At 73.5% G+C, this 22,701-nt stretch carries 19 protein-coding genes; 4 read left to right on the top strand and 15 right to left on the bottom strand.

The genetic code is table 11. The features are described 5' to 3' along the window. Window positions 1-16 precede the first annotated feature (16 nt). Both ACGFSH_RS02320 and ACGFSH_RS02315 read right to left on the bottom strand, forming a co-directional pair. Entirely contained in the window at window positions 17-3,217 is a 3,201-nt protein-coding gene (locus ACGFSH_RS02320; protein WP_393344101.1) for a S41 family peptidase, read from the bottom strand. A 45-nt stretch (window positions 3,218-3,262) separates the two neighbouring features. Beyond that, the gene (locus tag ACGFSH_RS02315) at window positions 3,263-3,763 is read right to left on the bottom strand and encodes a hypothetical protein (protein ID WP_393344099.1); all 501 of its coding nucleotides are present in this window, start codon (window positions 3,761-3,763) and stop codon (window positions 3,263-3,265) included. A 128-nt stretch (window positions 3,764-3,891) separates the two neighbouring features. Here ACGFSH_RS02315 and ACGFSH_RS02310 point away from each other — a divergent pair, with 128 nt between their 5' ends. Then, a complete protein-coding gene (locus ACGFSH_RS02310) occupies window positions 3,892-4,296 on the top strand; it encodes a hypothetical protein (protein ID WP_393344097.1) in 405 nt (134 codons plus the stop codon). Here the strand turns inward: ACGFSH_RS02310 and ACGFSH_RS02305 are convergent. The 5 genes from ACGFSH_RS02305 to hrcA all read right to left on the bottom strand — a co-directional run bounded on the left by ACGFSH_RS02305 (window position 4,238) and on the right by hrcA (window position 8,775). Beyond that, entirely contained in the window at window positions 4,238-4,630 is a 393-nt protein-coding gene (locus ACGFSH_RS02305; RefSeq protein ID WP_393344095.1) for a VOC family protein, read from the bottom strand. The two genes, ACGFSH_RS02310 and ACGFSH_RS02305, sit on opposite strands and share 59 nt — an antisense overlap. Window positions 4,631-4,645: 15 nt before the next feature. Then, complete coding sequence (locus tag ACGFSH_RS02300) at window positions 4,646-5,392, bottom strand: 16S rRNA (uracil(1498)-N(3))-methyltransferase (RefSeq protein ID WP_393344093.1); 747 nt, start codon at window positions 5,390-5,392, stop codon at window positions 4,646-4,648. Then, window positions 5,389-6,522, bottom strand: coding sequence for a nitronate monooxygenase (locus ACGFSH_RS02295; RefSeq protein ID WP_393344091.1), 1,134 nt, complete (start codon window positions 6,520-6,522; stop codon window positions 5,389-5,391). The genes ACGFSH_RS02300 and ACGFSH_RS02295 overlap by 4 nt, the downstream gene beginning before the upstream one ends. Window positions 6,523-6,621: 99 nt before the next feature. Next, window positions 6,622-7,758, bottom strand: coding sequence for a molecular chaperone DnaJ (gene dnaJ / locus ACGFSH_RS02290; protein ID WP_351358621.1), 1,137 nt, complete (start codon window positions 7,756-7,758; stop codon window positions 6,622-6,624). Next, complete coding sequence (gene hrcA / locus ACGFSH_RS02285; protein WP_329409747.1) at window positions 7,759-8,775, bottom strand: heat-inducible transcriptional repressor HrcA; 1,017 nt, start codon at window positions 8,773-8,775, stop codon at window positions 7,759-7,761. It lies immediately after the preceding gene. 160 nt (window positions 8,776-8,935) lie between these two features. Between hrcA and ACGFSH_RS02280 the strand changes: the two genes are divergently transcribed. Both ACGFSH_RS02280 and ACGFSH_RS02275 read left to right on the top strand, forming a co-directional pair. After that, window positions 8,936-9,661 carry an MBL fold metallo-hydrolase gene (locus ACGFSH_RS02280; protein ID WP_393344089.1) on the top strand — a complete coding sequence of 242 codons (726 nt, stop codon included), beginning with the start codon at window positions 8,936-8,938 and terminating at the stop codon, window positions 9,659-9,661. A gap of 42 nt (window positions 9,662-9,703) precedes the next feature. Beyond that, entirely contained in the window at window positions 9,704-10,513 is an 810-nt protein-coding gene (locus ACGFSH_RS02275) for a DUF3097 domain-containing protein (protein WP_393344087.1), read from the top strand. A gap of 99 nt (window positions 10,514-10,612) precedes the next feature. Here ACGFSH_RS02275 and hemW read toward each other — a convergent pair whose 3' ends face one another. The 5 genes from hemW to lepA all read right to left on the bottom strand — a co-directional run bounded on the left by hemW (window position 10,613) and on the right by lepA (window position 19,595). Beyond that, window positions 10,613-11,845 (bottom strand): radical SAM family heme chaperone HemW, encoded by a 1,233-nt coding sequence (gene hemW / locus ACGFSH_RS02270; RefSeq protein ID WP_393344085.1) that lies wholly within the window; start codon window positions 11,843-11,845, stop codon window positions 10,613-10,615. A 136-nt stretch (window positions 11,846-11,981) separates the two neighbouring features. Then, on the bottom strand, window positions 11,982-13,151 hold the full coding sequence (locus ACGFSH_RS02265; RefSeq protein WP_393344083.1) for a Dyp-type peroxidase: 1,170 nt from the start codon (window positions 13,149-13,151) through the stop codon (window positions 11,982-11,984). A 74-nt stretch (window positions 13,152-13,225) separates the two neighbouring features. Next, window positions 13,226-15,406 (bottom strand): SpoIIE family protein phosphatase, encoded by a 2,181-nt coding sequence (locus tag ACGFSH_RS02260; protein ID WP_393344081.1) that lies wholly within the window; start codon window positions 15,404-15,406, stop codon window positions 13,226-13,228. A 198-nt stretch (window positions 15,407-15,604) separates the two neighbouring features. After that, on the bottom strand, window positions 15,605-17,479 hold the full coding sequence (locus tag ACGFSH_RS02255; RefSeq protein ID WP_393344079.1) for an AMP-dependent synthetase/ligase: 1,875 nt from the start codon (window positions 17,477-17,479) through the stop codon (window positions 15,605-15,607). A gap of 247 nt (window positions 17,480-17,726) precedes the next feature. Further along, window positions 17,727-19,595, bottom strand: coding sequence for a translation elongation factor 4 (gene lepA, locus ACGFSH_RS02250; RefSeq protein WP_393344076.1), 1,869 nt, complete (start codon window positions 19,593-19,595; stop codon window positions 17,727-17,729). Window positions 19,596-19,817: 222 nt separating this feature from the next. Here lepA and rpsT point away from each other — a divergent pair, with 222 nt between their 5' ends. Then, on the top strand, window positions 19,818-20,084 hold the full coding sequence (gene rpsT / locus ACGFSH_RS02245; RefSeq protein ID WP_020127768.1) for a 30S ribosomal protein S20: 267 nt from the start codon (window positions 19,818-19,820) through the stop codon (window positions 20,082-20,084). Between the two features lie 384 nt (window positions 20,085-20,468). On the opposite strand, the gene ACGFSH_RS02240 is transcribed toward rpsT, so the two are convergent. The 3 genes from ACGFSH_RS02240 to ACGFSH_RS02230 form a co-directional block, all read right to left on the bottom strand. Continuing rightward, window positions 20,469-20,864, bottom strand: a complete 396-nt coding sequence (locus ACGFSH_RS02240; RefSeq protein WP_393344074.1) for a nuclear transport factor 2 family protein — start codon at window positions 20,862-20,864, stop codon at window positions 20,469-20,471. Window positions 20,865-20,976: 112 nt separating this feature from the next. Beyond that, complete coding sequence (holA, locus tag ACGFSH_RS02235; RefSeq protein ID WP_393344072.1) at window positions 20,977-21,966, bottom strand: DNA polymerase III subunit delta; 990 nt, start codon at window positions 21,964-21,966, stop codon at window positions 20,977-20,979. Between the two features lie 324 nt (window positions 21,967-22,290). Then, on the bottom strand, window positions 22,291-22,536 hold the full coding sequence (locus tag ACGFSH_RS02230; protein ID WP_393344070.1) for a hypothetical protein: 246 nt from the start codon (window positions 22,534-22,536) through the stop codon (window positions 22,291-22,293). Between the last annotated feature and the right edge of the window lie 165 nt (window positions 22,537-22,701).

Below are 22,701 nucleotides of genomic sequence, written 5' to 3'. Positions count from 1 at the left end.
CCGGGGGCCGCGGCGGTCAGGGCAGCTCGGGGGGCGTCATGGCGGGCGTGGTCTCCAGCGCGGCCAGCGCCAGTGACACCGCCTCGTCCAGCTGGACGTCCCGGCCGGCCGCGTGGTCCTGGGGGGCGCAGACGACCTCGACGTCCGGGTCGACGCCGTGGTTCTCCACGCCCCAGCCGGGCCCCTCCAGCCAGATCGCGTACTTGGGCTGGGTGACGAGCGTGCCGTCGACCAGCCGGTAGCGGCTGTCGATCCCGACCGTCCCGCCCCAGGTGCGCGTGCCCACCACCGGACCGATCCCGAGCGCCTTGATCGCCGCGTTGACGATGTCCCCGTCGGACCCGGAGAACTCGTTGGCGACGGCGACCACGGGCCCCCGGGGCGCGTCCTCCGGGTAGCTGGAGGCGCGCACGCCGCGCGGGACGTCCCAGCCGACGACGCGCCGGGCCAGTTTCTCCACGACGAGCTGGGAGGTGTGGCCGCCCCGGTTCTCGCGCACGTCCACGATCAGCCCCTCGCGCACGACCTCGACCCGCAGGTCCCGGTGGATCTGGGCCCAGCCCGGCGCCTGCATGTCGGGCACGTGCAGATACCCCAGCCGGCCGTCCGAGATCTCGTGCACGTACGCGCGGCGGTCGGCGACCCACGCGTGGTAGCGCAGCGCCTCCTCGTCCGCGACGGGCACGACCACGGCGTGCCGGGGCTCGCCGCCGCCGGACGGCGAGACGGTCAGCTCCACGACCCTGCCCGCGGCGCCGACGAGCAGCGGCCCGGGTCCGGTGACCGGGTCGACCGGCTGCCCGCCGACGGCGAGGATCGCGTCGCCGGCCCGCACGGCGACGCCGGGCGCGGCGAGCGGGGAGCGGGCGTCGGGGTCGGAGGTCTCCGAGGGCAGGACCCGGTCGATGCGCCAGGAGCCGTCCTCGTGCCGGGAGAGGTCCGCGCCCAGCAGGCCCTGCCGGGCGCCGCGGCCTCGGCCGCCGCGCGGCATGACGTAGGCGTGCGAGGTGCCGAGTTCGCCGTGCACCTCCCAGAGCAGGTCGACGAGGTCGTCGTGGGTCGCGACGCGCTCCAGCACGGGCCGGTAGCGGTCCAGGACGCCGTCCCAGTCGACCCCGCCGAGATCGGGCCGCCAGAAGTTGTCCCGCATGATGCGGCCGTTCTCGTCGTACATCTGCCGCCACTCGGCGGCGGGGTCGACGACGCGGCGGACGCGGCCGAGGTCGACGGTGACGTTGCCGTCGCCGTCCTCGTCGCCCGGGGCGCGCCGGTCGCTGGGGACGACCTTGAGCTTGCCGTCGGTCCACAGCAGCAGCCGCTTGCCGTCGCCGCTGACCTCGAAGCCGTCGGCGTCGGCGGCCAGGTGCTCGACGCGCCGCTGGACGAGGTCGTAGCGCTCCAGCTCGGTGTGCGGGTCGGGGTCGTCCGGGGTGGCCCGGGAGGCGCCGAGGACGCCGCGGACGGGGTGACGCAGCCACAGGACGCCGTCCCGCGCCGCGGCGAGCCCCGAGTACCGGCCGGCCTCGACCGGGAAGGGCACGATCCGGTCGGCGAGGCCTTCGAGGTCGATCCGGGTGGCCGGGGCGCCCTCGCTGTCGGGCGTCTCGTCCTTGTCGGGCGCCTCGAACGGCCTGCCGTGCCGCTGCGGGCCGAAGGGGGACGGGGTCGTCGCGGCGAGGGTGATCAGGTGCGGGCGGGCGCCGGCCACGAACGACAGGTCGAAGACGTGCTCGTCGTAGACCGGGTCGAAGGCGCGGGCGGACAGGAACGCGAGGTGCTTGCCGTCGAGGGTGAAGGCGGGCGCGTAGTCCCGGAAGCGCAGCGGGGTGGCCTCGGTGACCGACAGGTCGGTGACGTTGGCGAGCCTGAGCTGGCTGAGCGGGCGCGGGCCGGGGTGCGACCAGGCCAGCCAGGCCGAGTCGGGCGAGAAGACCAGGCCGGACACCTCGCCGTCGGGGCTGGCGTCGACCTCGCGGACCTCGCCGCTCTCCCGCTCGACGAGCAGCAGCCGTCCGTCGTGCGCGGCGACGGCGGCCCGGCTGCCGTCGGGCGCCATGGCGAGCTCCAGGACCCGGCCGAGCCGTCCTGCGGCGAGCCGGCGCGGTGCGGCGCCCGGGATCCGTCCGGTGGCGGGGGCGAACTCCAGCGCGTCCTCGCCCTCCGCGTCGGTCACCCAGACCGCCCACTCCTCGCCCTCGGTGCGGAAGGCGCGCGGCAGCCGGGCGCGGACGCCGGGTTCGGCGGCGAGCGCGCGGGCGGGCCCGCTGCGGTGGGTGACCCAGTGGACGGCCCCGCGCACCTCGACGACGCTGCCGCGCGCGGTGTGGTCGGGGGCGGCGCCGCCCAGCCAGCGGGAGGCGGCGACCGGGTGGGGGCGGCGGTCGGCGCGCTGGCCGCCGAGGCGGACGTCGAGCCGGCGCGGCTCGGCGCCGTCCAGGTCGTCCAGCAGCCACAGTTCGCCCGCCGACATGTACACGATGCGGCTGCCGTCGCCGGCGGCCTGGCGGGCGTAGAAGTCCCCGAGCGGCGTGTGGCGGCGCAGGTCGGAACCGTCTGCGAGAGAGGAGTAGAGGGCTCCGGCGCCTTCGTGGTCGGAGAGGAACGCGATCCGGCCGCCCGCCCACACCGGGCACTCGATGTTGCCGTCGAGGTCCTCGTGGAGCCGGACGAACTCCCCGTCGCCGTCCCGGTCGATCCACAGCTTGCCCGCCGTGCCGCCCCGGTAGCGCTTCCAGTGGGCGGCCTCGCGGCCCATCGGCGCGGACTGAAGCACGGTGTGCGGGCCGTGGGCGACGGCGCCGACGGGCCCGTACGGCAGGGTCTCTGCCGGGCCGCCGTCGACGGGGACGGCGCGGGCCCAGGTGCGGCGCAGGGTGGCCTGGTCGTGACTGCTGACGGCGAGCACCCGACCGTCCGGGGTCCAGCCGCGCACCCGGGTCTGCCAACTCCCCCAGTACGTCAGGCGGGTGGAGGGGCCGCCGTCGACGGGGGCGATGTGCACCTCGGGGGCGCCGTCGCGGGTGGAGGTCCAGGCGACGGTGGTCCCGTCGGGCGAGATGCGCGGCCAGGAGACGGGCACGTTGTCGGCGCTGACCCGCCAGGCGCGGCCGCCGTCGAGGGGCGCGAGCCAGATGTCGTCCTCGGCGGCGAAGGCCACCGACTCGCCGTGCAGGTGCGGGAATCTGAGGTACGCGCCGGGCGTCGCGGGCTGGGTCACCGCTTCACTGTAGGCAACGGCGGGGCGGCTGGTCAGGGGTTTGGATCACTTCCCGACAGCGCCCGCGCGCACGGTCTCGGTGACGGTCACCGTGACGGTGACCGTGGGCCGTACGTCCGGGCGCGCGGTTTTGGCGGGCCGGCCGGGCGACTGGCCCACCGGGGAGGGCGTGGCGTCGCGGCAGTCGCCGAGCCCGCTCACCCGGAACAGCTGTTTCCTGCCCACGACGGCGGTGAGGTCCCCGCGCACACAGGCCCCGTCGACGGCCCGGCCGACCTTCCCGGTGACGGTGATGTCCCGCCCGTCGCCGGTCTCGCCCTGGCAGTCGACGGAGGCGACGGCCCCCGGCCTGCCCTGGTTCTCGTAGCGTGCCGTGCAGGTCAGCCAGCGCACCTTCACGTCCCGCCGCTGGATCTCCGCGGTCGCCGCCTGGTCGGTGGTGTACGCGATGGACATGCTGCTGAGCCCGCCCGGTTCGCAGGCCACGACGCCCAGCGCGGCCGCGGCCACCGCCGGGAGAAGCCAAATCCGCCTCAAAGCCCCCATGGAGGGCAGCGTGCCACTCCGGCAGCCGGTCCGACAGCCCGAATGCGGTCATGTTCCGCCGTGCTCGGCCGAGTTGCCTCGCACAAACCGGGTTCCGGCCGGCTCCGTGCACGGCCTACCGTGTGGGCATGAGCGACCGCCGCCGCAGAACCCTCGTCGTGGACGCGACGACCGCCTACGTGTGGACGGTCCGCCACCGCCACGGGGACGGGCTGCCGTGCCGGGAGATCCTCACCCTCGGCCGGGACGGCAGGCGCACCCGCATCGTCTTCCCCGACGGCGAGGGGCGCTCCTCGGGGGGCGGCGGGTACGGGCACAGCGGCGGGGTGAGCGACCGCGAGCACTACCTCAACCTGCACGAGCCCGGCGTGGTGCGCGCCTTCGTCGACGAGGCCGTCCGGCGGGGACTGCTCGGGCAGGGCGGCGAGCTGGACGGCTGGGAGCTGTTCCCGGCGGTCGTCGAGGCGGTGGCGCTCAGCCGCGCAGCAGCAGCCACTCCTGGAGCTCCACCAGATTGCCCTCCGGGTCCTTGAGGTGGGCGACGCGCATCCGGTCGGTCATCGGCGCGGGCCCCCGCAGCAGGACCGCGCCCCGGCCGGTGATCCGCGCGCAGTACGCGTCCAGGTCGTCGACGCGCAGCACGACCAGGGAGCGGTGCCCGCTCGCCGTGTCGCCCACTTCGCCGAGGACGGCGGCCATCATCGCCCGGTCCTGAAGCGCGATGCCCGCCGAGCCGGTGACGGGGCTGAACTTCTCGTACGGCCCGTCCACCGCGCCCGACTGCGGCTTGAGGCCGAGGACGTCGGCGTAGAAGCGGTAACAGGCGGCGAAGTCGGTGACGAGCAGCCGGACTTGGGCGAGTTCCACGGTGTCCCCCCGAGGTCAGGACCAGCGGCCGGTGCGGCCGAGCAGCAGGGCGGTGGCCGCCGTGCCGGCGGTCGAGGTGCGCAACACGCTGCGACCGAGGCGGTGGGCCTTCGCGCCCGCCTCCTCGAACAGCGTCAACTCCTCGGGGGAGACCCCGCCTTCGGGACCCACGACGAGCACGATCTCGCCCGAGGCGGGGAGTTCGGCGGTTGCCAGGGCCGCGCTGGGGTAGTCGCGGTCCTCGTGCAGGACGGCGGCGAAGTCGGCCCGCGCCAGGAGGGCAGCCACCTGCTTGGTCGTCGCCGCATCGGCGATCTCGGGGAAGCGGACCCGGCGGGACTGCTTGCCGGCCTCGCGGGCGGTGGCCCGCCACTTGGCGAGCGCCTTCAGTCCGCGCTCGCCCCTCCACTGGGTGATGCAGCGCGAGGCCGCCCAGGGCACGATCGCGTCGACGCCGGTCTCGGTCATCGTCTCGACGGCCAGCTCGCCCCGGTCGCCCTTGGGCAGTGCCTGGACGACGGTGATCCGGGGCGACCCGGCGGGCTCCTCGGCCACCTCCGCGAGGCGCACCACCAGCCGGTCCCTGCCCTCGGCCGCGACGACCTCGCCGCGCGCCCAGCGTCCGGCGCCGTCGGTGAGGACGACCTCCTCGCCGGCGTGCAGCCGCTTCACGGAGACGGCGTGCCGGCCCTCGGGACCGTCGAGCACGAACGCGGGCTGCGGACCGGGGAGTTCGCCGACGACGAAGACGGGGGCGGTCATGAGCGGCCCCCGTCCCCGGCCGGGAACCGCGACAACGCTGTCCGGGCCTCGGCGAGTTCGGCCGCCAGGACCTCCACGAGCCGCCCCGCGGGCATTTCGCGGGCCATCCGGTGCCCCTGTCCGGCCCACAGCGCCATGCCCTGCGCGTCGCCCGCCGCGGCCGCCGCCTTGCGCAGCGGCGCGGTCAGGTGGTGGACCTCCGGGTAGGCGGCGGGCGCGTAGGGGCCGTGCTCGCGCAGGAAGCGGTTGACCAGGGCGCGGGCCGGGCGGCCGGAGAACGCGCGGGTCAGCTCGGTGCGCACGAAGAGCGGGTTGGTCAGGGCCTGCTTGTGCACGGCGTGCGCGCCGGACTCGGGCGTGGCGAGGAACGCGGTGCCCAGCTGGGCCGCGCTCGCGCCCGCCGCGAGAACGGCGGCGATCTGGCTGCCGCGCATCAGACCGCCGGCGGCGACGACCGGCAGCCGCACCGACTCGCGGACCTGGGCGACCAGGGAGAGCAGCCCGACGCCGCAGCCGTCGGTCTCCGGGTTGTCGCGGTGGGCGCCCTGGTGACCGCCGGCCTCCACGCCCTGCACGATCACCGCGTCCGCGCCGGCCCGCTCCACCGCGACGGCCTCCTCGACCGTGGTCACCGTGACCAGGGTGAACGTGCCGCCGCGCCGCAGGGCCTCCAGGGTGTCGCCGCCGGGGACGCCGAAGTGGAACGAGACGACCGGCACCGGGTTGTCCAGGAGCACGGCGAGCTTGGCGTCGTAGCCGTCGTCGCGGCCGCTGTCCGGGTCGCCCAGCTCGGTCTCGTACCAGGCGGCCTCGCCGGCCAGCTGATGGGCGTAGACCTCTATGGCGCCGGCGGCGGGGAGGGGGGCGCCGGGCGCCGCCTGGGAGCCGGGGTTCGCGCCGGGGTGGTCGGGCTGCGGCATGAAGAGGTTCACGCCGAAGGGACGGCCGGTCAGGCTCCGCAGCTGTTTGATCTCCTGGTACATGCCGTCGGCCGTCTTGTACCCGGCCGCGAGGAAACCGAGTCCGCCGGCCTCGGCCACGGCGGCGGCGAGCCGGGGCACGGAGACACCGCCCGCCATGGGGGCCTGCACGATCGGGTGCGGGAGGAGATCGGTCAGTGCGGAGGACATGACGGCATGTTGTCACGTCCTTTGAACAAGTCCGAATCGGCCCCGCGCCCCGCCCGCGCGGGCGCCGGGACAGTGTTCCCGACGCCCTCGCGGCACCGCTCAGCGCCCGTTGAAGGCGTCCTTCAGCCGGGAGAACAGACCCTGCTGGCCGGGCTGGAACTGGCCCGTGGGCCGCTCCTCGCCGCGCAGCTTGGCCAGCTCGCGCAAGAGCCGCTCCTGCTCCGGGTCCAGCTTCGTCGGCGTCTGCACCTCGACGTGCACGATGAGGTCGCCGCGGCCGCCGCCCCGCAGATGCGTGACGCCCCGGCCGTGCAGCGGGATCGACTGGCCGGACTGGGTGCCGGGCCGGATGTCGACCTCCTCCAGGCCGTCCAGCGTCTCCAGCGGCACCTTCGTGCCGAGGGAGGCCGCCGTCATCGGCAGGGTCACCGTGCAGTGGAGGTCGTCGCCGCGCCGCTGGAACTGCGCGTGCGGCAGCTCGTGGATCTCCACGTACAGGTCGCCGGCGGGGCCGCCGCCGGGGCCGACCTCGCCCTCGCCCGCGAGCTGGATGCGGGTGCCGTTGTCGACGCCGGCCGGGATCTTCACCGTCAGCGTGCGACGCGAGCGGACCCGCCCGTCGCCCGCGCACTCCGGGCACGGGGTCGGCACGACGGTGCCGAAGCCCTGGCACTGCGGACACGGCCGCGAGGTCATGACCTGACCCAGGAAGGACCGGGTCACCTGCGACACCTCGCCGCGGCCGCGGCACATGTCGCACGTCTGGGCCGTCGTCCCCGGCGCCGCGCCCTCACCGCTGCACGTGGTGCAGACGATCGCCGTGTCGACCTGGATGTCCTTGGTCGTGCCGAAGGCCGCCTCTTCGAGGTCGATCTCCAGCCGGATCATGGCGTCCTGGCCGCGGCGGGTGCGCGAGCGCGGGCCGCGCTGGGACGCCGTGCCGAAGAAGGCGTCCATGATGTCGGAGAAGTTCCCGAAGCCGCCGGCCCCGAAGCCGCCGGCGCCACCGCCGCCCGACTGGGACAGCGGATCGCCGCCGAGGTCGTAGACCTGCTTCTTCTGCGGGTCCGACAGCACCTCGTAAGCGGCGTTGATCTCCTTGAACCGCTCCTGGGTCTTCGGGTCCGGGTTCACATCCGGGTGCAGCTCGCGCGCGAGCCGCCGGAAGGCCTTCTTGATCTCTTCCTGCGACGCATCGCGGCGCACGCCGAGGACGGCGTAGTAGTCCGTGGCCACTTACGACTCCGCCAGGATCTGTCCGACGTACCGTGCCACCGCTCGTACCGCTCCCATCGTTCCCGGGTAATCCATGCGGGTCGGTCCGACCACGCCCAGTTTGGCGACTGCCTCGCCGCCCGAACCGTAGCCCACCGACACCACGGAAGTGGAGTTGAGCCCCTCGTGGGCGATCTCGTGACCGATGCGAACGGTCATGCCCGAATCCCCCGCCTCACCAAGGAGCTTGAGGAGCACGACCTGCTCCTCCAGCGCCTCCAGGACGGGCCGGATGGTGAGGGGAAAGTCATGTCCGAAGCGGGTGAGATTGGCGGTGCCGCCGATCATCAACCGCTCCTCGTTCTCTTCGACGAGCGTCTCCAGCAGGGTGGAGAGCACCGTCGTGACCGTGCCGCGGTCCTCCGCCTCGAAGGCGTCCGGCAGATCCTCCACCAGACGCGGCACGTCGGAGAACCGGCGGCCCGCGACCCGGCTGTTGAGCCGCGCGCGCAGGTCCGCCAGGGAGGACTCGCCGAAGGGCGCCGGGCAGTCCACCATCCGCTGCTCGACCCGCCCGGTGTCCGTGATCAGCACGAGCATCAGGCGCGCGGGCGCGAGCGAGAGAAGCTCCACATGCCGCACGGTCGAACGGGTCAGGGACGGGTACTGCACGACGGCGACCTGACGGGTGAGCTGTGCGAGCAGCCGTACCGTGCGGGCCACGACGTCGTCGAGGTCGACGGCGCCGTCGAGGAAGTTCTGGATGGCCCGGCGCTCCGGGCCGGTCATCGGCTTGACGCCGGCCAGCTTGTCGACGAACAGCCGGTAGCCCTTGTCCGTGGGGATGCGCCCGGCGCTGGTGTGCGGCTGGGCGATGTACCCCTCGTCCTCCAGGGCGGCCATGTCGTTGCGGACCGTCGCCGGGGACACGCCGAGGTTGTGACGCTCGGTGAGCGCCTTCGACCCCACGGGCTCCTCGGTGCCGACGTAGTCCTGGACGATGGCGCGCAGGACCTGAAGTCTGCGTTCACTCAGCATCCGCGCGCACCTCCAAGATCTCGTCCCCCAGTCCCCTGGGCGTCTCGTCTGGCACTCTTCACATCCGAGTGCCAGCGTTCCCCGGCCCAGTGTACGGCTGTGGGGTACACCCAGGGCAAGGTCGGCCCCTCCGGGGGCGTTGTGCAGCTAGCGTCGCGGTATGACGGTGACTTGGGAAGAGCTCGGATGGGAGCGGCTCGCGGAGGGTGTCGGCCGGGTGCGGCTGCCGGGCTGGGACTGCACCGCGGGGCTGGTCGTCGGGGCGGGCGCGGTGCTGATGGTGGACGCCGGATCCAGCCTGGCGGAAGGGGCGCGGCTGCGCGCCGAGGCCGAGGAGCTGACGGGTGCGCGTGTGACTCATCTCGCGCTCACCCACCCCCATTTCGACCACGTGTTCGGGGCGGCGGCGTTCGCGGGCGCGGAGGTCTACGGGGCGGTGGGCGCGGACGCCGTGCCGCGCGAGGAGCTGCGGGCGGACGCGGTGCGCAACGGCCTCGACGAGACGGCGGCTTCCGAGGCCGTCGACACCCTCGTGCGGCCCCGCCATCCGGTCTGCGGCGAGTGGACCCTCGGCCTCGGCGACGGCCGCCAGGTCCTGCTCGCCAACGTCGGCCCCGCCCACAGCGCCCACGACCTGGTGGTCCTCGTCCCCGGAGCCGCCGGCTCGCCGGAGGTGGTGTTCTGCGGCGATCTGGTCGAGGAGTCCGGCGAACCGCAGGCCGGGCCGGACGCCGTCCCCGGCCGCTGGCCCGCCGCCCTCGACCGCCTCCTGGAGCTCGGCGGCGAGGACGCGCTGTACGTGCCCGGCCACGGGGCGACGGTGGACGCCGCGTTCGTACGGGCCCAACGCGACGCCCTCGCGGCCCGTTTCGGCGTGTCGCGCTGACCCTGTGCCCCGCGTCCCGCGGCTTCTCCTATCGTCATCCGAATGCGCGAGTACTCCACCGACCTGACCCCCTCCTGGAAGAAGCCGAAGCCCGTCCCCGAGGTCCCGGCGGACCCCGGTCTGGTCGTGGAGGAGCCCGGCACCGGGTTCTGCGGCGCGGTGACCGGCTGCGAGGCGGGCACGGTGACCCTGGAGGACCGCTTCGGCAAGCACCGCGTGTTCCCGCTGGAGCCCGGGGGCTTCCTGCTGGAGGGCCGCACGGTCACCCTCGTCAGACCCGCCTCGGGGCCGGCGCGCCCCTCCCGCACCGCCTCCGGCTCCGTCGCCGTCCCCGGCGCCCGCGCCCGGGTCGCCCGCGCCGGACGCATCTACGTCGAGGGCCGGCACGACGCCGAACTGGTCGAGAAGGTGTGGGGCGACGACCTGCGCGTCGAGGGCGTCGTCGTGGAGTACCTGGAGGGCGTCGACGACCTGCCGTCGATCGTCGCGGAGTTCGCGCCGGGCCCGGACGCGCGGCTCGGGATCCTCGTCGACCACCTCGTGCCCGGCACCAAGGAATGGCGCATCGCCCGATCCGTGACCAGCGAACACGCCCTGGTCGTCGGCCACCCCTACATCGACGTCTGGGAAGCCGTGAAGCCCGCCTCCCTGGGCATCGAGTCCTGGCCGCGCGTGCCGCACGGGCAGGACTGGAAGACGGGGGTGTGCCGGGCCCTGGGCTGGCCGTCGGAGAACACGGGCGCGGTGTGGCAGGCGATCCTCAAGCGGGTCGGCTCCTACAAGGACCTGGAACCGGAACTGCTGGGCCGCGTGGAAGAACTGATCGACTTCGTCACCGCCCCGGCCGGCTGACCTCCGGCACCGGCAACCGCCCGAGCCGGGGACGGGGCCGGGGTCCGGGCCCGTCCGTCCTCCCGCCCGCCGCGCGGTGCTGCGAACGGCCCGCCCTGCCTAGTCCACCAGGTCGCGCACCACCGCGTCGGCCAGCAGTCGCCCGCGCAGGGTCAGCACCGCCCGCCCCTCGTCGTAGGCGTCGCGCAGGAGCAGGCCCTCGCCGAGCGCCCGGCGGGACGCCGCGAGGCCGTCGGGCCGCAGCAGCGCGAGCGGCGCGCCCTCCCGCAGCCGCAGCTCCAGCAGGATCCGCTCGACCCGGCGGTCCTCGTCCGAGAGCACCTCGCGCCCGGCGCCCGGCGAGCGCCCGCCCGCGAGTGCCGCCGCGTACGCGCCGGGATGCTTGACGTTCCACCAGCGCACCCCGCCCACGTGCGAGTGCGCCCCCGGCCCCGCGCCCCACCAGTCGGCGCCCCGCCAGTACAGCTCGTTGTGCAGGCAGCGGGCCGCCGGCGAGGCAGCCCAGTTGGAGACCTCGTACCAGTCGAGACCCGCCGCCGACATCACCTCGTCCGCGATCAGATAGCGGTCCGCGTGGACGTCGTCGTCGGTCATCGGCACCTCGCCGCGGCGGATGCGGCGGGCGAGGCCGGTCCCTTCCTCGACGATCAGGGCGTACGCCGAGACATGGTCGGGGCCCGCGCCCAGCGCCGCCTCCAGGGACGCCCGCCAGTCGTCGTCCGACTCGCCGGGGGTTCCGTAGATCAGGTCGAGGTTGACGTGTTCGAAGCCCTCGGCCCGCGCCTCCGCCACGCACTCCTCGGGGCGTCCCGGGGTGTGGGTGCGGTCGAGGACCTTCAGGACGTGCTGCCGGGCGCTCTGCATGCCGAAGGAGACACGGTTGAAGCCGCCCGCGCGCAGGGCCGCCAGATACGCCGGGTCCACGGACTCCGGGTTCGCCTCCGTCGTCACCTCCGCGTCCGCCGCCAGCCCGAACTCGTCGCGGATCGCGCCCAGCATCCGGACCAGGTCGGACGCGCCCAGCAGCGTCGGAGTGCCGCCGCCGACGAAGACCGTGCGGACCTCGCGCGGGTCGTCGCCGAGGACCTTGCGGGCCAGCCGGATCTCGTCGATCAGGGTGTCCGCGTAATTGTCACGGGAGGCGAGGACGCCGCCGGTGCCGCGCAGCTCGGTCGCCGTGTAGGTGTTGAAGTCGCAGTACCCGCAGCGGGTCGCGCAGTACGGGACGTGCAGGTAGAACCCGAGGGGACGGTCGGCGGCGCCGGCGAGCGCGTGCGCCGGGAGCGCGCCGTCGTCGGGGACCGGCTCACCGTCGGGAAGTGCGGAAGGCATGTCGCCCATTGTCCCGCACGCCGACGCGTACCCGCGTAGGCGCCGGACCCCGGGGCCGGGCGCGGGCGCGGCCCCGGGGGGAGCGGCCGAGGGATTCGGCCGGGTTTCGGCCGGGGGATTCGGCCGGGGCAAGGTCTCAGGACAGGAGGTCCGCTCCCAGGGGGCGGTCCGGGCCGGCGCCCGGCAGGACGTAGGCCAGCGCCGAGCCCCGCGTCTCGGTGAACCCGCTCAGCTCGTCCTGGGTCGCCATCCGCCGCTGCACCCGGGTGAACAGGGCGGGGTCCCGCATGAAGGCGAGGAACAGCAGACCCTGGTCGGTGGGGCCGTCGGCGTAGGAGTAGCAGCGGCGCAGCATCCTGGCCCCGGCGTCGTGCTGGGGACCGACCACGCCGACGTGGGAACGCGCCGGGGTGAGGAGGCGGCCCTTCGGGGACTTGGCGAAGACGTCGACGTCGGCGTGCTCGGGGCCGCCGGACAGCGGGCCGCCCGTCGAGCGGCGCCTGCCGACGATCTCCTCCTGGCGGTGCACCGCGAGCCGGGCGAAGTCCTCCACCCGCAGGTGGATCCGCCGGACGACGAGGTAGGTGGCGTCGCCCGACCACACCCAGCGCTCGCACTCCTCCGCGTCCGGATTGGCGCTGCCGTTCTTGAAGCCGAGCAGGTCGCGCGGGGTGCCGCCGTCGTCCGGGGGCGGCGGCAGGAAGCCGGACTGCCGCCAGCGCGGGCGCAGGGTCTCCCCGGCCAGCCGGGTGAGGGCCTCGGCGCTCTCCTCGGCCGTGTCCGAGTCGTCGGCGCACAGCTGCACGAGCACGTCGCCGCCGCAGCGGGCCGGATCGAGGCGGTCGCCGGGGAACGCAGGCAGCTCCCGCAGGGCCGCGGGGGCGGTCACGCCGAGACGGGCGGGCAGGCGCGGTCCGACGCCGACGGTGGCGGTGAGCCGGTCCTGCGGGGAACCGTCCGCCTCCTCCCCGGCCTCGGCGAGCGCGTCGGTCCACGCGCCGAGCACCTCCTTCAGCGCCCGCACGCCCGCCGCTCCGCGCACGGCGGGACCGAGGTCGTAGGCCAGGAGCAGCGCGGTGGCCTGCTGGGGCGTCGTCACACCGGCCTGGCGCACGCCGCGGGCGCCGTGACCGCCGGGACCCGGACGGGAGCCGGAGCCGGCGGCGGGCCCGGGGGCGCCGTGGTGCGGCGGACCGGCCGCCCGGGTACAGGCGGTCGCGCTCAGCCCGAGACCGGCGCCGGCGCCGGCGATCAGAACGCGTCGACGCGGAGGCGCGTCGATGGGGACATTCGTTGCCTTCGGCACGAACCGGACGATACATCCGCAGGGGCGGACAGCCGCCTTCCCTCGCCCGCCCCCCGCCGCCGCCCCGGCGAGCGCTACTCCGCCTGGAGCACCAGCAGGGCCAGGTCGTCCTCCGGGGGGTGCTCGCCGAAGGCGTGGACCAGGCCCCGGATCCGCTCCGCGATCAGGTCCGCGTCGAGGCCGGCACAGCCCGCGAGCGCGGCGGCGAGACCCGCGTCGTCGTCGAACTGCCGCGGGCCGGACCGCCGCTCGGTGACGCCGTCGGTCACGCACAGCAGCGTGTCGCCCGGCCGCAGCCGCAGGCTGTCGCACGTGTAGGCGACGTCCTCGATGACTCCCAGCAGGGTCTGCGGATGCCCCGCCGTGGCGACCGAGCCGTCCGCGCCGAGCAGCAGCGGCAGCGGGTGCCCGGCGGAGGCGAGGGTGCAGCGCACCCCGCCCTCGAACGGGGCCAGCTCGCCGTAGAGGAGGGAGAGGAAGCGGGTCTGTGGCCCCTCGCCCGGAACGACGGGCCCCACGAAGGCCCGGGCGGCCGCGTCGGCGGCCTCGGTCGCGTCGTCGAGGAGCAACTGGTTGAGACGGTCCAGGACGTCGGCCACGCCATAGCCCTCGCGGGCCAGGAGCCGGAGCCAGGGCCGCGCCAGACCGATGACCACGGCCGCCTCCGGCCCCTTTCCCTGCACGTCGCCCACCGCGAAGCACCAGCGGCCGTCCCCCGCCGGGAACAGGTCGTAGAAATCGCCGCTCGGCCCGCCCTGCTCGCGCGGCTCGTAGACGAGAGCGCTGCGCAGGCCGGGGATCTCGGCGACCGCACCGGGGAGCAGCCCGCGCTGGAGGACGGCGCTGATGGTGGCCTGGCGGGCGTACTGACGGGCCGCCCCGATGGCCAGCGCCACCCGGCGGCCCAGGTCCTCGACGAGTCCGGTCACCTCGTCGGGGAAGGCCTCCGGCCCGGCGCGCCCGATCACCAGCGTGCCCAGCGGGCGGCCGCCCGCGATCAGCCGGTAGGCGAGCGACGCGCCGTCCGGGCCGAGCGCCGCGCCGGGCCAGGGGAACGGCTCGGGCCCGGAGCGCGGACCGCCGTCGGGCGGACACGGCGGCTCCTTCTCCAGGGCCCGGCGCAGCTCCTCGATGCGGTTCTCGCTGGCATGCCAGACCCGGGCCAGTCGCGGTCCCGGCCCGCCGGCCCACTCGCCGCGTCCGCTGACCTCGTCCTCCAGCCACACCGCGCACCAGTCGGCGAGACGCGGTACGAGCAGCTGACCGGTCAGCGCCGCCACCAGGTCCTCGTCGAGCTGCCCGGCGAGCAGGTCGGACGCCTCGGCGAGGAAGGAGAGCGCGCCCCGGTTGAGCCACTCCCGGTCCCCCCGGACGATCGGCTCCCGCTGCGTCTGGGAAGGGAGGCGCGGGTGGGCGTGAGGCTGCGCGGGGGCGTGGGGGTGCGGCTGGGGAGAGGGGTGCGGGTGAGGACCGCCGTGGCCGAGGGCGACGGGATCGGGGAGGGCGTCGTGGCCGGGCCCCGCCGGGCCGCGCCCGCCGCCGCCCGAACGGGAAGCCGGATCCAGGCCCACCGCCGCCGCTTCAGGGCTCACGGCGCGGTCGAGCCCCGCGGCCCGGTCGGGCCCGACAGCTCGGTCGAGGCCCACGGCTCGGCCCGGAGCCACAGCCCGGTCGAGCACCGGGCCCTGCGCGGAAGCCGCCGGGCCGGATCCAGGGGCCGCCGGGTCGAAGGCCGGGACCGGGAGCATGGCCGTGGGCAGCAGTCGCGCCCAGACGGTCTTCGTGCCCTTGCGGTACGTCACTCCCCAGGCGTCGGCCAGGGCGGCGACCAGCCGCAGGCCGCGCCCGTACTCGGGGATCTCGCACGGGGTCTCGCCAGTACCCTCGCGCGGCGCACGAGTGGGGTGACGGTCGCCGACCTCGACGACGACCCCCGGGCAGCCGCCCGTACGGCCGGGCCCCTCCTCCAGCCGGCACACCAGCTCCAGATCGGTGCCGGCGTGCACGACGGCGTTGGTGACCAGTTCGCTGACGACGAGCACCGCGTCCTGGGCGAGCGCCTCGCCGGACTCCTCGGCCAGCGGCCGGCCCGGTGCCGCCCACTCCGACAGCGCGGCACGCACCAGGTCGCGGGCGGCGCCGGGCGCCAGGGGGCTCCCGGCGAGCGCGGCGCGCACGGACGGGAGCCCGGGCGCGTGCGCGGGCGCGCCGCCGGTCCGGGAAACGGTCTCCCGTTGCATCGGAATGGCCCCCATGCGCAGCTCCCCGGACGGTTCGGATGCCCACAGGGTGACAGACCGGGGCCGGTCGTGAGCACCGGGTCACCGAAGTGGGCCGTCCTGGGCGCGAAGCGGGCCGCGCGGGTGCACGCACGTGTACGCCTGTGTTCGATGACGCACGGTTGAGGGGCGGAATCCGAGCATGCGGACTCCGCCCCGGCCCGCGCCCGCGCGCTACGCCTCGCGCGCTCCGGCGTACATCTCGTCGATGAGGTGCTTGTACTCCCGCTCCACGACCGGCCGCTTCAGCTTCAGGCTCGGCGTGATCTCGCCGTGCTCGACGTCCAGGTCACGGGGCAGCAGCCGGAACTTCTTGATGGTCTGCCAGCGCTGGAGGCCCTCGTTGAGCTGCTTGACGTAGCCGTCGACCATCTCGACCGTCGCGGGGGCGGCGACGACCTCTTCGTACGACTTCCCGGCCAGTCCGTTCTCCTGCGCCCAGTCGAGGATCGACGGCTCGTCCAGCGCGATGAGCGCCGTGCAGTAGTTCCGGTCGGCGCCGTGCACCAGGATGTTGGAGACGTACGGGCACACCGCCTTGAACTGTCCCTCGACCTCGGCGGGCGCGATGTACTTGCCGCCGGACGTCTTGATCAGGTCCTTCTTGCGGTCCGTGATGCGCAGGTACCCGTCGGGCGACAGCTCGCCGATGTCACCGGTGTGGAACCAGCCGTCGGCCTCCAGGACCTCGGCGGTCTTCTCGGGGAGCTTGTGGTAGCCCTCCATGATGCCGGGGCCGCGCAGCAGGATCTCGCCGTCCTCGGCGATGCGCACCTCCGTGCCGGGCAGCGGCTTGCCGACCGTGCCGGTGCGGTAGGCCTCGCCGGGATTGACGAAGGAGGCCGCCGAGGACTCCGTCAGGCCGTAGCCCTCCAGGACGTGGATGCCGGCCCCGGCGAAGAAGTAGCCGATCTCCGGGGCGAGGGCGGCGGATCCGGAGACGCAGGCGCGCAGGTTGCCGCCGAAGGCCTCGCGGATCTTGGCGAAGACCAGCGCGTCGGCCACCTTGTGCCGGGCGCCCAGCCCGAAGGGGACGGACATGCTGCCGGTGCGCCGGAAGTTGTCCTGGGCGGCCTTGGCGTACTCGCGGGAGACCTCGGCGGCCCACTGGAAGATCTTGTACTTGGCGCCGCCGCCCGCGCGGGCCTTGGCGGCGACCCCGTTGTAGACCTTCTCGAAGATGCGCGGCACGGCCGCCATGTACGTGGGCCGGACGACCGGCAGATTCTCGATGATCTTGTCGACGCGGCCGTCGACGGCGGTGACGTGCCCGACCTCGATCTGCCCGGAGGTGAGGACCTTGCCGAAGACGTGCGCGAGCGGCAGCCACAGGTACTGCACGTCGTCGCCGCTGATCAGGCCGGTCGCGGCGATCGCCTTCGCCATGTACGACCAGTTGTCGTGCGGCAGGCGCACGCCCTTGGGGCGGCCGGTGGTGCCGGAGGTGTAGATGAGGGTGGCGAGTTGGTCGGAGGTGATCGCGGCCACGCGGTCCTTGATGAGGCCGGGGTCCTTCTCCAGCCGGGCCGCGCCGCGCTTCTCCAGCTCGTCGAGGGTGAGGATCCAGTCGGCGCTCTCCACGCCGGCGGGGTCGATCACGACCACATGGGTGAGCGCGGGCAGCTCGGCGCGCTTCTCCACCGCCTTGGCGAGCTGGGCCGCGTTCTCGGCGATCAGCACCCGGCTCTCGGAGTCCGACAGGATGAACGCCGACTCCTCGGCGTTGGTCTGCGGATAGACCGTGGTCGTGGCCGCGCCCGCGCACATGATGCCGAGGTCGGCGAGGATCCACTCGATCCGCGTCGAAGCGGCCAGCGCGACCCGCTGCTCGGCCTGCACCCCCAGTTCGATGAGGCCCGCGGCGATCGCGTAGACCCGCTCGGCGGACTGCGCCCAGGTCAGCGACTTCCAGTCGTCCGGGCCCTCCCCGGACGCCGCCGGCACCGGGTAGCGGTAGGCCTCCGCGTCGGGCGTGGCCGCCACGCGGTCCAGGAAGAGGCCCGCGACGGACGGCGGACGGTTCTCGATCAGTGTCTGTGTGTCGCTCACGACATCCTCCGGGGCCCGCGACGGTGCGGCTGGCTCGTTTGCGGCGTCGTTCGACGCGGCTGCTGTTGACGGTGGCTGTTGTTGACCGCGGCTGTTGTTTAACTCACGAGTAACTACCGAGCAGGGACAGAGTAGAGGGCGACTGGCCAGCGCGTAAGGGGCTCCGGACCGCCACTTTCTCCTGGATACAGCGACAGGGCCCGCCGCGCTCACGCACGACGGGCCCCGGACTCCTGCGCCGAACGGGCTATTTCTTGCCCTTGCCGCTTCCCGCGCTGTCGTCGCTGCTCAGGACGGCGATGAAGGCCTCCTGCGGAACCTCCACGGAACCCACCATCTTCATCCGCTTCTTGCCTTCCTTCTGCTTCTCCAGCAGCTTGCGCTTACGGGAGATGTCGCCGCCGTAGCACTTGGCGAGGACGTCCTTGCGGATGGCGCGGATGGTCTCGCGGGCGATGACCCGGGAGCCGATGGCCGCCTGGATGGGCACCTCGAACGCCTGGCGCGGGATGAGCTCGCGCAACTTGGCGACCAGCCGCACACCGTAGGCGTACGCGGCGTCCTTGTGGGTGATGGCCGAAAACGCGTCGACCTTGTCGCCGTGCAGCAGGATGTCGACCTTGACCAGGCTGGACGTCTGCTCGCCGGTGGGCTCGTAGTCGAGCGAGGCGTAGCCGCGGGTCTTGGACTTCAGCTGGTCGAAGAAGTCGAAGACGATCTCCGCGAGGGGAAGCGTGTAGCGGATCTCCACGCGGTCCTCGGAGAGGTAGTCCATGCCGAGCAGCACACCGCGCCGGGTCTGGCACAGCTCCATGATCGAACCGATGAACTCGCTCGGCGCCAGGATCGTGGCGCGCACGACCGGCTCGTACACCTCCGAGAGCTTCCCCTCGGGGAACTCGCTCGGGTTGGTGACGACGTGCTCGGAGCCGTCCTCCATGAGCACCCGGTAGACCACGTTCGGCGCGGTGGCGATGAGGTCGAGGCCGAACTCGCGCTCCAGCCGCTCACGGATCACGTCGAGGTGCAGCAGGCCGAGGAAGCCGACGCGGAACCCGAAGCCCAGCGCGGCCGACGTCTCCGGCTCGTAGACCAGCGCGGCATCGTTGAGCTGGAGCTTGTCGAGGGCCTCGCGCAGCTCGGGGTAGTCGGAGCCGTCCAGCGGATACAGACCCGAGAAGACCATCGGCTTGGGGTCCTTGTAGCCGCCGAGCGCCTCCGTCGCGCCCTTGTGCAGCGTGGTGATGGTGTCGCCGACCTTGGACTGGCGGACGTCCTTCACGCCGGTGATCAGATACCCCACCTCGCCCACGCCGAGGCCGTCCGCGGAGAGCATCTCGGGCGAGTTGGTGCCGATCTCCAGCAGCTCGTGCGTGGCGTTCGTCGACATCATGCGGATGCGCTCGCGCTTGTTGAGCTGGCCGTCGATGACACGGACGTACGTCACGACACCGCGGTAGGAGTCGTAGACCGAGTCGAAGATCATGGCGCGGGCGGGGGCGTCCGCGACGCCGACCGGCGCCGGGATCTCCTTGACGACCTTGTCGAGCAGCGCGTCGACGCCGAGGCCCGTCTTGGCGGACACCCGCAGCACGTCGTCCGGATCGCAGCCGACCAGGTTGGCGAGCTCCTCGGCGAACTTCTCGGGCTGCGCGGCCGGCAGGTCGATCTTGTTCAGCACGGGGATGATCGTGAGGTCGTTCTCCATCGCCAGGTACAGGTTGGCGAGGGTCTGGGCCTCGATGCCCTGGGCGGCGTCGACGAGGAGGACGGTCCCCTCACAGGCCGCGAGCGACCGCGAGACCTCGTACGTGAAGTCGACGTGCCCCGGGGTGTCGATCATGTTGAGGATGTGCGTGTTGCCCGGATCCTGAGTCGGGGCCCAGGGCAGACGCACGGCCTGGGACTTGATCGTGATTCCGCGCTCGCGCTCGATGTCCATCCGGTCGAGGTACTGAGCGCGCATCTGCCGCTGCTCGACCACACCGGTCAGCTGGAGCATCCGGTCGGCGAGCGTGGACTTGCCGTGGTCGATGTGCGCGATGATGCAGAAATTACGGATCAGAGCCGGGGCGGTACGGCTCGGCTCGGGCACATTCTTAGGGGTCGCGGGCACGCAGGGTCCTGTCTCTTGAGGCGCCTTATGCCTCGGGTCGGATCGATACGTAGGCTCCATGGTCCCACGGGCGGCGACCGGGGACCGGTTTGGGCCACTCGCGGCACCACTGGTAGTCTGGGCAGCTGTGTCTCATGCCCTCTCAGCGCGAGGCACACCTAGGAAAAATCACCTGGCCCGGGACCTTCACGGCCCCGCGCCTGAACCTGCAAAGGCTCATTCGTGGCGAACATCAAGTCCCAGATCAAGCGGATCAAGACCAACGAGAAGGCCCGGCTGCGCAACAAGGCCGTCAAGTCCTCCCTGAAGACCGCGATCCGCAAGGCCCGCGAGGCTGCTGCCGCGGGTGACGTCGAGAAGGCCACCGAGTACCAGCGCGCTGCCGCGCGTCAGCTCGACAAGGCCGTCTCCAAGGGCGTCATCCACAAGAACCAGGCCGCCAACAAGAAGTCGGCGCTTGCTTCCAAGGTCGAGACCCTCAAGGGCTGAACCCCTCAACTGATCTGAACGCCGGAGGGGTCCAGAGCGGGCCCTCTCTCATCCGCTCCCGTCCGGCACCCCGAGCCTGTACGCGGCCTGCGTTCGCCACGCGGGTACGGGCTCACCAGCAGAACAGGCAAGACCAGGCACATTCCGGCCTGTAAAGATGCATGGACCGCATGCGTCGAACGGATTGCATCGAAGGCCCCGGCCCTCGCCCTTCCCCAGGGCGCGAGCCGGGGCCTTCGGCATACCTCACTCATGACACGGACAGCACGGACAGCACGGACAGCAGGGACGGCCGGACAGCACCACGGACAGCAGGGACGGCACGGCGGGGAGCTCGACAAGGCCGACGTCATGACAGGACGGAGAGCCCGACCGGGCCGGACGTCACGACCAGAAGTCGTTGCTCGCATCCATGTCCCGCACGCACTCGTCGAGATCCGTGATCTTGTCGCCGACGATCCGGAAGACGATGCAGCCGTCCTCCTCCAGGTGCCTGCCCTTGCGGTCGGCGGTGGAGCGGTGCATCGCCACGGCGTGCCCCCGGCCGTCGACGAACACCGCGCGCAACTCGACACGCATCGTCCCGGCCGTCTCCGAGAAGAGCCTGCCGTACATGTCCGTGATCGCGTCCAGGCCCTTGAAGTCTCCCGAGAGCGGGTGGGACCCGGGCACGTGATGCGTGCAGTCGCCCGTCATCATCCCGCGCAGGGCGTCCATGTCCCCGCGGGAGAAGGCGTCGTAACCCCTGCGGATCAGGTCCGCGTGCGGGTGTTCAGCCATGTCGATCGCCACCTTTCGCATACACCGGCGACATGCGGCTGGTAGCTCCGATTCTCCTCCCCCGGGGAGGAAGAGCCAGTGGATCAGCGCGGGGCCGAGGGGGGGGTGGCTCCTAGCCGCGGCCGCCTGAGCGCGCGGCTCGGGCGATGGTCACGACCGCCTTCTCCAGGGCGTACTCGGGATCGTCGCCGCCGCCCTTCACCCCGGCGTCCGCCTCGGCGACCGCGCGCAGTGCGACGGCCACCCCGTCCGGCGTCCAGCCGCGCATCTGCTGCCGGACCCGGTCGATCTTCCAGGGCGGCATGCCGAGTTCACGCGCGAGGTCGGCAGGGCGGCCGCCGCGCGCGGACGACAGCTTGCCGATGGCCCGCACGCCCTGAGCGAGCGCGCTGGTGATCAGCACAGGCGCCACGCCCGTGGCCAGCGACCAGCGCAGCGCCTCCAACGCCTCCGCGGCCCGCCCTTCCACCGCCCGGTCGGCCACGGTGAAGCTCGACGCCTCCGCCCGCCCGGTGTAGTACCGGCCGACCACAGCCTCGTCGATGGTCCCCTCGACGTCGGCGACCAGCTGGGACACCGCCGACGCCAGCTCCCGCAGATCGCTGCCGATCGCGTCGACCAGCGCCTGGAAGGCCTCGGGCGTGGCCGATCTCCCGGTCGCCCGGAACTCCTGTCGGACGAAGGCCAGCCGGTCGGCCGGCTTGGTCATCTTCGGGCAGGCCACCTCACGTGCGCCCGCCTTGCGCGCCGCGTCCAGCAGGCCCTTGCCCTTGGCTCCGCCCGCGTGCAGCAGCACGAGCGTGATCTCCTCGGCGGGCGCCCCCAGATACGCCTTGACGTCCTTGATCGTCTCCGCCGAAAGATCCTGCGCGTTGCGCACGACCACGACCTTGCGCTCCGCGAACAGCGACGGGCTCGTCAGCTCGGCCAGGGTCCCGGGCTGCAACTGGTCCGAACTCAGATCCCGTACGTCCGTGTCGGCGTCGGCGGCCCTGGCGGCGGCCACCACCTCCCGCACGGCACGGTCGAGCAGCAGGTCCTCCTGGCCCACGGCAAGCGTCACCGAGGCGAGAGGGTCGTCGTTCGCAGTCTTCCTGGCCATCCCCGAAAGCATCCCACGCCGCACTGACAACCCACCCCCACCGCCTCCTCCCCACCCCGTCGACGAGGCTGACGCGTGGAGCCCGGCTCGACGCTGACGCGTGGAGCCCGGCCGCCCGACTTCACCCGGACCGCAGCCCTGCTCCCGTAGGGGCGGGCGCGACGCGGGCACGGTGCGGACAGCGCGGGCATGGGCGGGCATGGGCATGCGGGCGGCGCGGCGTGATGCGGGCGCGGGTGGCGCGGGCTCGATGCCGGCCTGGCGCGTGCGCGATGCCGACGCGGATGCGGGGAGGCGGCACCGCGCGTGAGTCGTCGAGCGGGCCTACGGATCCTCGCGCCACCCTTCCCACTCCGCCGCGAACCCGTCCAGCGCCGACACGTCGAGCCTCTGCTCCTCGTCGTGCAGCAGGACGAGCCACTGCGCGTCCTCCGCGTCGTCCTCGCCGGCCAGGGCGTCCCGGACGATCCGCGGCTCCTCGCTCACCCCGAACCGCTCCCCGAGCGCCTGGGCCACCGCTTCCGCCGCCTCGCGATCGGGCAGCACCAGCACATGTCGCACGTCACTCACACGGCCATCTTCCGACATGTGCGCGGAGTACCGAACCTCGGGTCCGGAAAACCCCGCAGCAGACAGGTCCGGGCGCCACCCGGACTCCGAACCCGGGGGGACCCCGGATCCCGGCCCTCGGCACCCAGCCCCTGGGCCGCCACGCCTCCCGCTGCCCGTCTCCCG

It is taken from the genome of Streptomyces sp. NPDC048481 (assembly GCF_043200075.1).
GTDB lineage: Bacteria > Actinomycetota > Actinomycetes > Streptomycetales > Streptomycetaceae > Streptomyces.
The sequence above is the reverse complement of the archived record's forward strand: the minus strand, read 5'-3'. Positions and strand labels throughout refer to the sequence as shown.

Coding starts and splice junctions, on each gene's coding strand:
- hrcA (WP_329409747.1), bottom strand. CDS start 8,775: ATGCTGAGTGAACGCAGACTTCAGGTCCTGCGCGCCATCGTCCAGGAC.
- ACGFSH_RS02300 (WP_393344093.1), bottom strand. CDS start 5,392: ATGACCGCCCCCGTCTTCGTCGTCGGCGAACTCCCCGGTCCGCAGCCC.
- hemW (WP_393344085.1), bottom strand. CDS start 11,845: ATGCCTTCCGCACTTCCCGACGGTGAGCCGGTCCCCGACGACGGCGCG.
- ACGFSH_RS02280 (WP_393344089.1), top strand. CDS start 8,936: ATGACGGTGACTTGGGAAGAGCTCGGATGGGAGCGGCTCGCGGAGGGT.
- ACGFSH_RS02260 (WP_393344081.1), bottom strand. CDS start 15,406: ATGGGGGCCATTCCGATGCAACGGGAGACCGTTTCCCGGACCGGCGGC.
- ACGFSH_RS02240 (WP_393344074.1), bottom strand. CDS start 20,864: ATGGCTGAACACCCGCACGCGGACCTGATCCGCAGGGGTTACGACGCC.
- ACGFSH_RS02315 (WP_393344099.1), bottom strand. CDS start 3,763: ATGGGGGCTTTGAGGCGGATTTGGCTTCTCCCGGCGGTGGCCGCGGCC.
- ACGFSH_RS02295 (WP_393344091.1), bottom strand. CDS start 6,522: ATGTCCTCCGCACTGACCGATCTCCTCCCGCACCCGATCGTGCAGGCC.
- ACGFSH_RS02275 (WP_393344087.1), top strand. CDS start 9,704: ATGCGCGAGTACTCCACCGACCTGACCCCCTCCTGGAAGAAGCCGAAG.
- holA (WP_393344072.1), bottom strand. CDS start 21,966: ATGGCCAGGAAGACTGCGAACGACGACCCTCTCGCCTCGGTGACGCTT.
- ACGFSH_RS02310 (WP_393344097.1), top strand. CDS start 3,892: ATGAGCGACCGCCGCCGCAGAACCCTCGTCGTGGACGCGACGACCGCC.